This window comes from Providencia alcalifaciens, from assembly GCF_020271745.1.
GTDB classification, from domain to species: Bacteria; Pseudomonadota; Gammaproteobacteria; order Enterobacterales; family Enterobacteriaceae; genus Providencia; species Providencia alcalifaciens_B.
Genome location: NZ_CP084296.1, coordinates 4106860 through 4120339, shown reverse-complemented (window position 1 = coordinate 4120339; position 13480 = coordinate 4106860). Strand labels below are relative to the sequence as shown.

Genomic DNA, 13480 nt, shown 5'->3' with positions numbered 1-13480 from the left:
TTATGCAACTTTAAATATAATGAGTTGTACCGATGATTTGAAGGCGGATGCTAATAATTTCTAGCATCTGCCTTGTTTGTTTCTAAAGTGAGGTTTGCAATGTCGATTTCTCTTACTGAAAGTGCAGCGCAACGAATTCAAGCATTTTTGAATAATCGTGGTAAAGGCGAAGGCTTGCGTTTAGGTGTAAGAACTTCAGGTTGCTCGGGAATGGCATACGTGCTTGAATTCGCTGATGTAATTAATGAAGAAGACACCGTTTTTGAAGACAAAGGTGTTAAGGTCATCATTGATGGCAAAAGCATGGTTTATTTAGACGGCACTGAGCTGGATTTCGTAAAAGAAGGCTTAAACGAAGGGTTTAAATTTAATAACCCTAACGTTAACAGTGAATGCGGATGCGGTGAAAGTTTTCACGTATAATGTCTTTAAATGAGCATGACTTGACCAATGTAACTAACGTGGCGTTAATGACCACATGATCTTTAGCTAAGCTTAGCTACATTGGTACCCGGTTCGAGAAACTGAGCACTTATGGATTACTTTACTCTTTTTGGGCTAACCCCTAATTACGCGATTGACAGCGAGCAACTCACACATCGCTTTCAAGAATTACAGCGACAATATCATCCCGATCGCTTTGCAACCTGTTCAGAACAGGAAAAAATGCAAGCACTCCAACATGCTGCGACTATCAATGCGGCATATCAATCCCTTCGACATCCGCTGAAACGTGCGGAATATATGCTGCTATTACATGGTTTTGATATAAATAACGAACAACATACCATGCATGACACGGCATTCTTGATGGAGCAACTCGAATTACGCGAAGAGTTAGATAACATCGAAAACAGCCCGCAAGCCCTTGAAAGGGTGTCTGCCTTTATGAAAAATGTCAAACAAATGCAGCAGACGCGCAGCGCCTTGATGGTTTCAGAACTTGATGCGATGCAGTGGGAAAAAGCCGCTGATACCGTCCGGAAATTGCGTTTTCTCGATAAGTTACAGCAACAAGCTGAGCAACTCGAAGAACGGTTACTAGACGACTTTTAAGAGAAAACGATTATGTCTTTATTACAAATTAGCGAACCAGGAATGACCGCTGCGCCGCACCAACGAAAGTTGGCAGCAGGGATCGATCTTGGTACAACACACTCTCTGATTGCCACTGTTCGTAGTGGTGAAGCGGCGGTATTACCCGATGAACAAGGTCGTTATTTGCTTCCTTCTGTAGTGAATTATCAAGAAGATAATCGCATTGTTGGTTGGGAAGCGAAACAATTATCTGAACAAGATCCTGTCAACACCGTGATTTCAGTGAAACGCATGATGGGACGTTCATTAGCCGATATTCAAAAACGTTACCCGGGTTTACCTTACCAGCTAACAGCGAGTGAAAACGGCCTGCCATTTATTCAAACAGCAGCAGGGCAAGTAGATCCTATTCAAGTTTCCTCAGATATTTTAAAAACGTTAGCAAAGCGTGCCGAACAAACCCTTGGCGGTGAAATGGATGGCGTGGTGATCACGGTTCCAGCTTACTTTGATGATGCTCAGCGCCAAGGCACTAAAGATGCAGCTCGTTTGGCGGGCTTGCATGTTTTGCGTTTACTGAATGAACCTACTGCTGCCGCGATTGCTTATGGCTTAGATTCCGGTCAGGAAGGGGTGATTGCTGTTTATGATTTAGGTGGCGGTACATTTGACGTTTCGATTTTACGCCTGAGCCGCGGTGTTTTTGAAGTGTTGGCAACAGGTGGTGATACGGCGTTAGGTGGCGATGATTTTGACCACGTATTAGCGCAGTGGATTGCACAGCAAGCGGGGCTTTCCATTCAGGGTGATCACCGTTTAACGCGCCAATTATTGAACATTGCCACCGAAACAAAAATCGCATTAAGTGACGCTGATGCCGCGACAATCACTCTACCAAATTGGCAAGGTACAGTTAGCCGTGAAACCTTTGAATCACTGATTGAAACTCACATCAAGCGTACACTGATGGCGTGTCGTCGAGCCTTAAAAGATGCTGGCGTAGAAAATGACGATGTTTTAAATGTGGTTATGGTTGGCGGTTCGACTCGCGTACCATTAGTTCGTGAAAAAGTGGGTGAGTTTTTTGGTCGTACGCCATTAACCTCTATTGACCCCGATAAAGTTGTTGCTATCGGTGCTGCAATTCAAGCCGATATTTTAGTAGGAAATAAACCGGATAGCGATATGCTGCTATTGGATGTGATCCCGCTGTCATTAGGTTTGGAAACCATGGGCGGCTTAGTGGAAAAAGTGATCCCACGAAATACCACTATCCCTGTAGCCCGTGCGCAAGAGTTCACAACATTTAAAGATGGACAAACCGCGATGAGCGTTCACGTTGTACAAGGTGAGCGTGAAATGGTTTCGGATTGTCGTTCATTAGCCCGCTTTACACTGCGTGACATTCCGCCAATGGCGGCAGGTGGCGCACATATTCGTGTCACATTCCAAGTGGATGCCGATGGCTTACTCAGCGTGAGTGCCATGGAAAAATCCACGGGTGTTGCCGCATCGATTCAAGTTAAGCCATCCTACGGTTTAACTGACACCGAAATTTCAACCATGATTAAAGATTCAATGACTAACGCGCAAGATGATTTAAATGCGCGCCGCCTAGCGGAGCAAAAAGTTGAAGCGGCAAGAGTGCTTGAAAGTTTAACGAGCGCATTAGAGCAAGATGCACATTTACTGACTCCAACCGAAGAGTCAGAAATTGATAATGCGGTCAATGAGTTAATCCAAGCAGTAGAAGGCACAGACCCTACTGTTATTGAAAATGCAATTAAACAACTGGATAAGAAATCCCAAGAATTTGCCGCTCGCCGAATGGATGCTTCAATTCGTCAGGCGCTGTCAGGCCATTCTGTGGATGAGATATAATTATGCCTAAAATCGTTTTTTTACCTCATAGTACATTATGTCCGGAAGGTGCCGTAGTCGAAGCACAAGAGGGCGAATCCATTTTAGACGTAGCACTGCGCAATGGAATTGAAATCGACCATGCCTGCGAAAAATCCTGCGCATGCACAACCTGCCACTGCATCGTTCGTGAAGGCTTTGATTCACTCGAAGAGAGCAGCGAACTCGAAGATGACATGCTAGATAAAGCATGGGGCCTTGAGCCAGAAAGCCGTCTAAGCTGCCAGGCATTGGTGGCGGATGAGGATCTTGTTGTGGATATTCCGAAGTATACGATTAACCATGCCCGTGAACACTGATGCTCGTTATGTAGTTCACGCCGTAGCGTTATCGACTCGCTCGTCATAGTTCTCACCGTAGCGTTGTTGGCTACACTCGCTAACCCTAGTCACATACTTGTGTATGCTTCTAGGGATTAGCACCTTTGCCGCCTAGGCTCGTCATAGTTCGCGCCGTAGCGTTGTTGGCTACACTCGCTAACCCTAGTCACATACTTGTGTATGCTCCTAGGGATTAGCTCCTTTGCCGCCTAGCTACAGCACGAACTATTTAGAGCATCAAGTTTTTATATTTCGAAAGCATGATTTAAATTTCATCCTGCTTATTTTTCATATTTAATTAATTAAAATATTAACCTTTTAATTTTAATTTTTAATTTAAATCCATTCTTTTTATTTCTCCCTCTCGATGATATAAATAAACCTCCATTGGTCAAAGGAAGCCTATAAATTACTTATTATTTAAATTGGTAATTTTTATATTATATAAAAAGGATTTTATTATGAAATGGAAGTATCGATTTGGTGCCGTAGCAGGAAATACATTGGAGTATTATGATATTGCTATTTTTGCTGCTATATCGGGTTATTTAAGTGCAGAATTAGAACGGCTGGGTTATAACCAAGCGACTGAAATGGTATGGGGAATATTTGCATTGCGATTTATTATTCGACCCATTGGTGCTTATGTAATAGGGCGCTATGCGGATATAAAAGGTAAAAAATCCGCTTTAGTATTAACAAGTTTTATTACAGGGACAGCAACACTTTGCATGGCTTTATTACCTATTAGTTTATTAGGTAATTATACGCCTATTGCTATTTTAATTTTACAAATGGCATTGGCATTTAGTTATGCAGGGGAATATCCATCATTAATAACCTATCTTTTTAATCACTCTAAACATAATGAAAAGGCAAGGCTATCAGCCATAATAAATGGTAGTACATTACTTGGTATTATTTTTTCATTAAGTGTCGTTTTTTCTCTTGAGTACTTTTTAGAGCCAGAATTTATGCAAAGGGTAGGCTGGCGAATTCCATTGTTTTTAGGTTTACTTAATATTGCAATCAGTTTTTGGTTTAGAATTAAATTACCAGAGAATAATACTAAAGAAATTAATGAAGAAAAGGTCAATTATACTCATATGTTTTCAGTATTTTTATTAACGATACCAGGGAATATTATGTTCTTTGTACAACATTTTTCAACCGTTGTACTTCTTGATAAAATGCAAGTTATCGTAGATAAAACTAACTGGGCATTATCACTTGCAATTCTAGCACTTTTATTAATGTTAATTTTCGGGTGGCTAGCGGATAAATATAATGCCGTGGAAAAGGTATTTAATCTAGGTGTCATTTTCATGGTGTTTTTTTCTATTCCAGCTTATGTAATGATAAATACTCAATCCATTGAATTAATTATATTATCACAGTTTATTATCAATATTTACGCTGCCATGATTTTAGCTACAACTCCTTTTATTTTATTTAAGGCTGCTAAAGGAAAGATCGTTACATTAGCTCTTGGGTTTAATTTTGCAGCAATGCTTTTTGGGGGCTTTTCACCTTTGGTAATCACATATCTTGCATCGATAAATGTGGTTTATATCGGTTTGTTCTTAACGTTTTGTGGTTCACTACGATTCATTATATATAGAAGAAATATTTAATTATCTGGAAGTGAAATATAAACATTGAAATTTAAAGAATTTGAGGGATATAAAATGAATGTAGAAAGTTTAGTGTTTGAAGGGGTATGCAATAATTTTAAAAATGAATTTTCAAGTATATTTGACTGGCATGATATTGATATCACCTACTTTTGTATAGATATAAAAAATAAAAATATGCATATAGCCTCCAATAATTATGAGTGGCAATTGGTTTCTATAGCTAATGATTTAGATAAATTAGTGGAAGAGCGACTAAAATCAAGCCTGCAATATTGGAATAACTACTCAGATTCACTACAGCAAATTCTTGCTAAGGCTAAAAAGAACAAGTTTAAAGTAGACTTTTGTAATCGATATGAAAATACCTTTGAAATCACAACGGTAAATTCAAATAAGCAACTGACATTCTCAGATATGTTATCCATCTATAAGCATCGCCCTATTATTTCAGAGTATGCCTACCAGTTGTGGAAAAAAAGCCCTGAAGTTGTCCTACCTATGCGGGCTAATATATCCTTAGATACCAAATTATTAGGGAAAACAAAAAATGCAGCACCAGAATTATTAAACCCTCACAAATATATGCGTTTTGGTCATATTCGTTTTACGCGCAAAGAAATGATCACAATTCGTTTGTTATTATCGCACTGTAAAGTCAAAGAAATTAGCTATATTCAAGGATGTGCGGAAGCTAATGAGCATAAAAGAATTCAACATATTAAAGATAAACTCGGTTGTTCTCATGTTTCGTCTAATGGTTTATTCACTGCCTTAAGGGAGCATGGTATCACTCTCGCGTGTTTGGAGACGCTGATAGACTTACCTCAGCTAACTAAAAATAGTGAGTAAATTAAAAGTATTAGGCAATATTATTTAGAGCGGTATAATCCCCAAAAACTTACTTTGTAGAATTTGGAAAAAATATGAGCCTAAAGTGGACAAACAGTCGTGAAATCGGTGAAGCACTCTATGATGCTTACCCGGATACAGACCCAAAAACCGTGCGTTTCACGGATATGCATCAATGGATCTGCGACTTAGAAGATTTTGATGATGATCCACAAAAATCTAACGAAAAAATCCTCGAAGCTATTCTGTTAGTCTGGCTGGACGAGTACGAATAATTTTCGTGGATAAAAAACCGGATAGCGCTGAACAGGTTGCATCCGGTTTTTTTTCATCTGCGCCAAGACCTTACAGCAAGTAAAATACTTTAAATGAATCAATCGGTCCGATAGGAACTAAATTCAATAATATTGCCGTTTTTAGGGTATAGTTGGCGAATTAGCAAAGATTGATAGCAGAAAGTGATAAGCTAAATTCAAGATCCCGCAATAATCAACGTAGTGGATAAAGTGAGAAAAATAATGACCAAACAAATTATGCCAGTCATGATTACATGCGAACCTGCAGCACCATGCTGGGGTGAAGGCGCTCTATTAAGCTCAAACGATAAAGGCATGACTATCCACCTTAAGCACCCAGGTAAACTGTGTGCCGTACAAAGTGCTGGTCGTAAGTTAGATAGCCAAGGCATTCGTAATGTTTCATTAACTGGCGAAGGTTGGGACTTAGAAAAAAGTTGGGCATTTTGGCAAGGTTTCCGTGCACCAAAAGGGGCGAGAACCATCGAATGGCCAGCACTGCAAGAAGCAGATCGCAAAGAATTAGAGCAACGTATCAACACGATTGATTGGGTTCGTGACACGATCAATGCTCCTGCCGAAGAATTAGGCCCTGAGCAACTGGCTCAGCGTTCAATCGACTTACTGTGCAAAGTCGGCGCTCAAGATATCAGTTACCGCATTGTCAAAGGCGATGACCTATTAGAACAAGGTTATGCAGGTATTCATACTGTGGGTCGTGGTTCAAGCCGCCCGCCAGTATTGTTGGCATTGGATTACAACCCAGGTAAAGATGAAAAAACGCCTGTGTTTGCCTGTTTAGTGGGTAAAGGCATTACCTTCGATTCAGGGGGTTATAGCATTAAGCCATCTGCTTCGATGAATTCGATGAAAGCGGATATGGGCGGTGCGGCAACATTAGTCGGTTCTTTAGCGCTCGCGATCACTCGTGGTTTAAACAAACGCGTGAAATTATTCCTGTGCATTGCAGATAACATGGTAAGCGGTAATGCGTTTAAATTAGGGGATATTATTCGTTATCGTAATGGTAAATCTGTTGAAATCATGAATACCGATGCGGAAGGCCGCTTAGTGTTAGCAGATGGTCTGATTGATGCAAGCAAAGAGAAACCAACGTTATTAATCGATGCCGCAACCTTAACAGGAGCAGCGAAAACAGCAGTGGGTAATGACTACCACTCAGTATTGAGTTTCGATGACAAATTAGTCGCAGAATTAATGTCAGCATCAGATGAAGAGTTCGAATTATTCTGGCGCTTACCATTAGCTGAATTCCATCGTCAACAACTGCCTTCTGGTTTTGCTGACCTGAATAATATTGCAGCGCCTTCGCATACTGCGGGTGCAAGCACAGCGGCAGCCTTCTTGTCTTACTTTGTTGAAAACTACCGTCAAAATTGGGTACATATCGATTGCTCAGCAACTTACCGTAAATCGCCAGTGAGCTTATGGGCTGAAGGGGCAACGGGGATTGGTGTGAGAACATTAGCTAACTTACTTCTCAAAAAATCAAAATAATTCGCGTTATAATGAAATCGCAGTGGTGCAGTCAATGCAACCTGCGATTTTTTCTTTAACATGAATGGTTTTTGAATTTAGACGACATTATTTTTGGTTATAGAGGATATTGAATGACACAACAATCCCAAAACCTAACAACAGACTCGCAATCCGATGTTCAATTTACTGAACTTACGGTGCCTGAAGGCTCTTCATTAAAATTAAGCGTTCTCGAACAAGAACCTGAAGAGCTGACAGCGGCGCTTAGTGAGTTTTTTAAACAGCATAAAGTCGTACGACGCGCGTTTATTGTTTCAGTCCAAGAAGTGGAAGATGAACAATTTGATGATATTTTGATGATAGCTTTGGAATTTGTCCCAGGTGCAGAAGATATCAATGAAATTATTCAAGAAGCTGGTGCAACCGCGTGCGAATATATCGATGAGGATGAATCTATTGATTTTTGCATCGTTAATGAAGACGAAAAAGGGTTAAGTCACTTTATTACCCAGCATGTTGCGCCATTTTATCAACGCCGATTAGGCAGCTTCCTGCGCGATAGTATTCCCATCAAAAATACCTAATTCTCTTCTTATTCAAAATAAAGACCGGATTTCTCCGTGTCTTTATTTTTTCATGCTGTTTTTTCCGTTTTGTCTGATAGGTGTGGGTGTTACATTCTGTTAAATTATGTATTCAATTAATGCGCATACTTATTATTGCGGATTACACACTAAGCTCAATCATCGCAACGTATTTAAGTTCAAGCATTTTCTTGGGCTTCATGAACATAATAAATTAACTTAATAAGGGATGGGGCGGTAATGAAACAACAATCAAGTTGGACTTCATTGGCGGGTTTAAAAACGAAAAAGCGTTATGTAGCATTGGCCTTAGCGTCCGTTATGGCACTAGCGGGTTGCGATAATACAGACGATACGACGAAAAAAGAGAGTAAAGTCTCAACCTCTGCGGCAGAAACAAGTACCAAAACAGCACCCGTTGCAGAGCCCAAACAGGCTGCGCCTAAGCTTTCCAATGAAGAGTTAGTGAAGAAATATGCCGGGAAAGATCTGGAAATTTTGGATGCCTCAGAATTACAGCTAGATGGTGCGAGCGCCATGGTCGTGACGTTCTCGGTACCTTTACAACCGAATCAAAACTTTAGTCAGTATCTGAATCTGGTGGATGTGAAATCAGGCAAGCTGGATGGAGATTGGGAGCTATCTGATAACCAGATGGAGTTGCGATTCCGCCATTTACCGCCATCAAAAGAATTAAACCTTTCGGTTAATCCGGGAATAAAAGCGGTTAACGAACGCACCATCAACAACAGCTTTGAGAAGAAATTCCAAACGGCGCAAATTATTCCAACCGTTGGATTCGCAAGTAAAGGCTCTTTGCTGCCAAGCAAAGTTGCCCAAGGCTTGCCAGTGATTGCGCTGAACGTGGATAAAATCGACGTGAATTTCTTTCGAGTAGATGAAAAGCAATTACCGCAATTCCTCGCGATGTGGCAATACCGCAGTAACTATGAATATTGGTATTCCGATGAATTCCTCGATAAAGTCGAATTAGCCTACACAGGGCGTTTCGATTTAAACCCAGATAAAAATACCCGCCAATCCATTCTGTTGCCATTAAAAGATATTAAAGAGCTACAACAAGATGGCGTCTACTTAGCTATTATGCAAAAAGCGGGTAGCTACAGTTATCAATTCCCTGCGACAGTCTTTACGCTCAGTGATATCGGCGTGTCATTACATAGCTATCATGATCGTGTGGATATTTTCACTCAATCATTAGCCAAAGGTTCGGCGATCAAAGGTGTCGAGCTGCGTATTTTGGATGAAAAAGGTCAATTAGTCACCAAAGGCACGACTGATGGTGACGGTCATGCACAGTTAGACAAACTGGCTGGTGGCAAATTATTACTGGCAACCCACGAAGGGCAAACCAGTATGATTGACTTGACTCAACCCGCATTAGACCTGTCTGAGTTTGATATTTCAGGCCCTTCAGGCTATGCAAAACAGTTCTTTGTATTTGGTCCTCGTGATTTATATCGTCCGGGCGAATTACTGCTAGTGAATGGCTTACTGCGTGATGGCGATGGCCAGCCAGTGAAATCTCAGCCAGTCAAAGTGGATGTCTTAAAGACGGATGGGCAAGTCTACAAGAGCTTTGTATGGCAAGGGGATGAAAAACAAGATGGTCTGTACCAGTATCAGCTAGAGATCCCGAAAAATGCTGAAACGGGTGGTTGGTCACTGCGTTTTGATTTAGGTGATGGTTCACCACAACGTTATTACAAATTCAATGTTGAAGATTTTATGCCAGAGCGTATGGCGCTGGATATTACAGGCAGTGAGAAGCCGGTATTAAGTTCGCAGCCCGTTGACTTTGACATTAAAGGTCGTTACCTCTACGGCGCCCCAGCCGCGGATAATCAGTTGCAAGGGCAAGTGTTGCTGAAAGCAAATCGTGAAGCGGTTGCGAAATTGCCGGGCTTTGAATTCGGTGCGACGAATGAAGAAGGTTTACCACGTAAACTGGATGAGTTTGATTTAACCTTAGATGGTAGCGGTGAAACTGTGATTTCCTTGCCGCAAAGTAACTGGGAATCAACCCGTTCACCAATTACAGCGGTTCTGCAAGCTAGCTTATTAGAGGCAGGAGGTCGGCCAGTAACTCGTCGTGCTGAGCAAGCGATTTGGCCAGCGAAAAAATTGGTGGGCATTCGTCCTCTCTTTGAGAAAAAAGAGATCTACGATTACCGTACAGATCGCTACGCGAAGCGTTATAACGTCGATGAAAATTCATTAGCTGAGTTCGAAATTGTCATGGCTGATATGGCAGGGAACAAGCTTGCGGCTGATAACCTCACAGCACGTTTAGTGTATGAGCGCCGCGATTATTACTGGAGCTGGTCAGAAAGTGGCGGTTGGGTATCTAATTACGATCAAAAAGATCTCGTGATGGCGAATGAAAATATCACCATTGCGAAAGATGGTACCGCTAAGATTTCATTCCCTGTAGATTGGGGTTCATTCCGTTTAGAAATTACTAACTCTGAGAATCAACTGGTAAGTAGCATTCAATTTTGGGCGGGCTACTCTTGGCAAGATAATACGGGGGGCAGCGGTTCTGTACGTCCCGACCAAGTGAAATTAAGCTTGAACAAACCTGCTTACTTACCAGGTGAAAAAGCGAAAGTTCATATTGAAGCGCCAAAAGCAGGTAAAGGCTATATTCTGCTTGAATCCAGCAGCGCGCCATTATGGTGGCAGGAAATTGATGTCCCAGCTGGCGGATTAGATGTGGAAGTGCCTGTGAATAAAGAGTGGGCGCGCCATGATTTATATATCTCAGCGGTGGTTGTTCGCCCGGGGGATGATTCTAAAGAGGCGACTGTTAAACGCGCGGTTGGGGTATTACATCTGCCGCTAGCAGATGAAAATCGTAAGATTGCATTGGCACTGAACGCGCCGACAAAAATGCGCCCAAATGAAGATCTGAAAGTGAAGATCAAAGCCACTTCTCAAGATGGCAAGCCACTGCCTGAAAAAGTGAACGTGTTGCTGTCTGCTGTCGATACAGGTGTCTTGAATATCACCGATTTTAAAACCCCGGATCCATACGATGCGTTCTTTGGTCGTAAGCGCTATAGCGTTGACCAATATGATGTGTATGGTCACTTAATTGAAGGCCAAGGCAAGTTAGCTAACCTGCGTTTTGGTGGTGATGGTGAAGATGCGGCATTGGAACGTGGTGGTATGAAGCCTCTGACAGAGGTGCAAATCATTGCGGAGCAAGCGCAACCGGTCATTTTAGACAAAAATGGTGAAGGTGAAATTACGCTGGCAATCCCTGATTTTAATGGGGAGTTACGCTTAATGGCGCAAGCATGGAACCAAAAAGATTTTGGTCATGCAGACAGTAAAGTCGTTGTTGCAGCACCATTAGTGACGCAAATGTCGATGCCTCGCTTTATGGCGGGTGGCGATAAATCTTACTTCGCGTTAGATCTTACCAATATGACCGACAACACGCAGAATGTGACTGTCACATTCAAAGCATCGGGCATGGTGACATTAGACGGCGCACCGACCCGTGATATCGAACTGACCAAAGGCAAACGTACTACAGTGACGCTGCCAGTCAGTGCTGATTATGGCTTTGGTGAAGGTGAAGTCTCCATGACCATCAACGGCGTAAAAGTCGAAGGGGAAGCGGAGAAAGAGTACAAAAACAGTTGGAAAGTGGGTGTACGCCCAGCACAACCAGCGGAAACCGTGGCATTTGCTACCGCGATTGAGCCGGGTGAAATTTGGTCATTACCAACCAATGATTTTGCTTATTTACAGCAAGATACGCTGGAAGGGCAAGTGCTGTTAACGAGCCGTCCTCCACTGCAAATTGCGCGCTATATTCGTGAGCTGTTTGCGTATCCATACGGCTGTTTAGAACAAACCGTGAGCGGGCTGTATCCGTCACTGTTCTCTACACAAGCTGAATTACAAAAACTGGGTATTAATTCACAAACTGATGCGGATCGCCATAAAGCGATTGAGTTAGGGATCCCACACTTACTGAGCATGCAGCGTGATGACGGTAGCTTCTCTCTATGGGATAAAATGGGGCGTGAAGAGTATTGGTTAACCGCGTATGCGACGGATTTCTTAAATAAAGCGAATCAGCGTGGTTTCTCCGTACCGCAAAGTGCGTTGAATAATGCGAATGCACGTCTGTTAAGCTACTTACAAGATGGTAGTCAAATTAACTACCCATACACCGACCTGCCAAATGCTTCACGCTTTGCGACTCAGGCGTATGCAGGCTTAGTGTTAGCGACTCAGCAGAAAGCGCCATTAGGGGCACTGCGTCAAATCTATGGTCAAGCCAATAATGCGACCAGCGGTTTAGCGTTAGTTCAACTCGGTGTGGCATTAAACCTGATGGGTGATAAAGCGCGTGGTGAAAGTGCCATTATTGATGGTATGAAGAAACAGAGCGCACGTTACAGCAGCATTGGTGATTACGGCTCAGCTATCCGTGATGATGCGATGATCGTAGCATTATTGAATGAATATAACTTGATGCCAAAATCCCGAGATCAGAAACTGCAAACGCTGTCTAACAACCTGACTTCACAGAAGTATTTCTCGACTCAAGAGAGCAATGCCCTGTACTTAGCGGGTCGTTTCTATGCCAATGAGACAGAAACACCATGGAAAGCGCTAGTGAATGGTCAAGAGCCGCCATTAGTTTCAGATAAACCAGTGAGCGAGTTCTTAACGAAACAACAGCTAGTGAATGGTTATAGTGTTGAAAACAGCGGTACCAGCACACTGTATACTCGTTTGAATGTTGTCGGCTACCCGATGCGTTCACCGAAGCCATACTCAAATGTACTGGATATCAAACGCAGCTACTACGATATGAAAGGCAACCGTGTTTCAATCGATAGATTAAGAAGCGGCGAAATGGTAGTGGTGAAGTTGGAAGTGAATGCCAACCAAACTGTCCCTGATGCACTGGTGGTGGATTTATTACCTGCGGGCTTAGAATTGGAAAACCAAAACTTAGCCAATAGCAGCGCTAACCTCAGTGAATCAGCGCCAAATCTGCAAGAGATGATTGATGATATGCAGCAATCGCAAATTCGTCATATGGAATACCGTGATGACCGTTTTGTGGCGGCAGTGGAAGTTCAGCAATATCGTCCAACCACACTGGTTTACTTAGCTCGCGCGGTTACGCCGGGTGTGTATAACAAACCAGTGCCACAGGTGGAATCTATGTATGTGCCAGAATGGCGTGCAACAGGTTACTCCGATGGTCAGTTGGAAGTGGTTCGTTAATTAATATTAAATTAGAGAATCATTGAACTAGATGAAGATAAAGAGGGAAGCGTGTG

The 13480-nt window shown here is 42.3% G+C and carries 10 protein-coding genes; all 10 read left to right on the top strand.

The window, feature by feature from the left end:
* Positions 1-99 precede the first annotated feature (99 nt).
* Positions 100-423, top strand: coding sequence for an iron-sulfur cluster assembly protein IscA (iscA, locus tag LDO51_RS19055; protein ID WP_225575816.1), 324 nt, complete (start codon positions 100-102; stop codon positions 421-423).
* Between the two features lie 111 nt (positions 424-534).
* Positions 535-1056, top strand: coding sequence for a co-chaperone HscB (hscB, locus tag LDO51_RS19050; protein WP_036949485.1), 522 nt, complete (start codon positions 535-537; stop codon positions 1054-1056).
* A gap of 12 nt (positions 1057-1068) precedes the next feature.
* Positions 1069-2919, top strand: coding sequence for a Fe-S protein assembly chaperone HscA (hscA, locus tag LDO51_RS19045; RefSeq protein ID WP_225575815.1), 1851 nt, complete (start codon positions 1069-1071; stop codon positions 2917-2919).
* A gap of 2 nt (positions 2920-2921) precedes the next feature.
* The gene (fdx, locus tag LDO51_RS19040) at positions 2922-3257 is read left to right on the top strand and encodes an ISC system 2Fe-2S type ferredoxin (RefSeq protein WP_225575814.1); all 336 of its coding nucleotides are present in this window, start codon (positions 2922-2924) and stop codon (positions 3255-3257) included.
* A gap of 482 nt (positions 3258-3739) precedes the next feature.
* On the top strand, positions 3740-4912 hold the full coding sequence (locus tag LDO51_RS19035) for an MFS transporter (RefSeq protein ID WP_225575813.1): 1173 nt from the start codon (positions 3740-3742) through the stop codon (positions 4910-4912).
* Between the two features lie 54 nt (positions 4913-4966).
* Positions 4967-5764 carry a hypothetical protein gene (locus LDO51_RS19030; protein WP_225575812.1) on the top strand — a complete coding sequence of 266 codons (798 nt, stop codon included), beginning with the start codon at positions 4967-4969 and terminating at the stop codon, positions 5762-5764.
* Positions 5765-5838: 74 nt separating this feature from the next.
* Positions 5839-6039, top strand: coding sequence for a Fe-S cluster assembly protein IscX (iscX, locus tag LDO51_RS19025; protein ID WP_154602672.1), 201 nt, complete (start codon positions 5839-5841; stop codon positions 6037-6039).
* Positions 6040-6282: 243 nt separating this feature from the next.
* Entirely contained in the window at positions 6283-7578 is a 1296-nt protein-coding gene (gene pepB / locus LDO51_RS19020) for an aminopeptidase PepB (RefSeq protein ID WP_225575811.1), read from the top strand.
* Positions 7579-7691: 113 nt separating this feature from the next.
* Complete coding sequence (locus LDO51_RS19015) at positions 7692-8144, top strand: enhanced serine sensitivity protein SseB C-terminal domain-containing protein (protein WP_225575810.1); 453 nt, start codon at positions 7692-7694, stop codon at positions 8142-8144.
* Positions 8145-8384: 240 nt separating this feature from the next.
* Positions 8385-13424 (top strand): alpha-2-macroglobulin family protein, encoded by a 5040-nt coding sequence (locus LDO51_RS19010; RefSeq protein WP_225575809.1) that lies wholly within the window; start codon positions 8385-8387, stop codon positions 13422-13424.
* Positions 13425-13480: the final 56 nt, after the last annotated feature.

What these genes read in the sequence shown, in the direction of transcription:
- fdx (WP_225575814.1), top strand. Translation starts at nt 2,922, where the DNA reads ATGCCTAAAATCGTTTTTTTACCTCATAGTACATTATGTCCGGAAGGT.
- LDO51_RS19035 (WP_225575813.1), top strand. Translation starts at nt 3,740, where the DNA reads ATGAAATGGAAGTATCGATTTGGTGCCGTAGCAGGAAATACATTGGAG.
- pepB (WP_225575811.1), top strand. Translation starts at nt 6,283, where the DNA reads ATGACCAAACAAATTATGCCAGTCATGATTACATGCGAACCTGCAGCA.
- LDO51_RS19010 (WP_225575809.1), top strand. Translation starts at nt 8,385, where the DNA reads ATGAAACAACAATCAAGTTGGACTTCATTGGCGGGTTTAAAAACGAAA.
- iscX (WP_154602672.1), top strand. Translation starts at nt 5,839, where the DNA reads ATGAGCCTAAAGTGGACAAACAGTCGTGAAATCGGTGAAGCACTCTAT.
- LDO51_RS19030 (WP_225575812.1), top strand. Translation starts at nt 4,967, where the DNA reads ATGAATGTAGAAAGTTTAGTGTTTGAAGGGGTATGCAATAATTTTAAA.
- LDO51_RS19015 (WP_225575810.1), top strand. Translation starts at nt 7,692, where the DNA reads ATGACACAACAATCCCAAAACCTAACAACAGACTCGCAATCCGATGTT.
- hscB (WP_036949485.1), top strand. Translation starts at nt 535, where the DNA reads ATGGATTACTTTACTCTTTTTGGGCTAACCCCTAATTACGCGATTGAC.
- hscA (WP_225575815.1), top strand. Translation starts at nt 1,069, where the DNA reads ATGTCTTTATTACAAATTAGCGAACCAGGAATGACCGCTGCGCCGCAC.
- iscA (WP_225575816.1), top strand. Translation starts at nt 100, where the DNA reads ATGTCGATTTCTCTTACTGAAAGTGCAGCGCAACGAATTCAAGCATTT.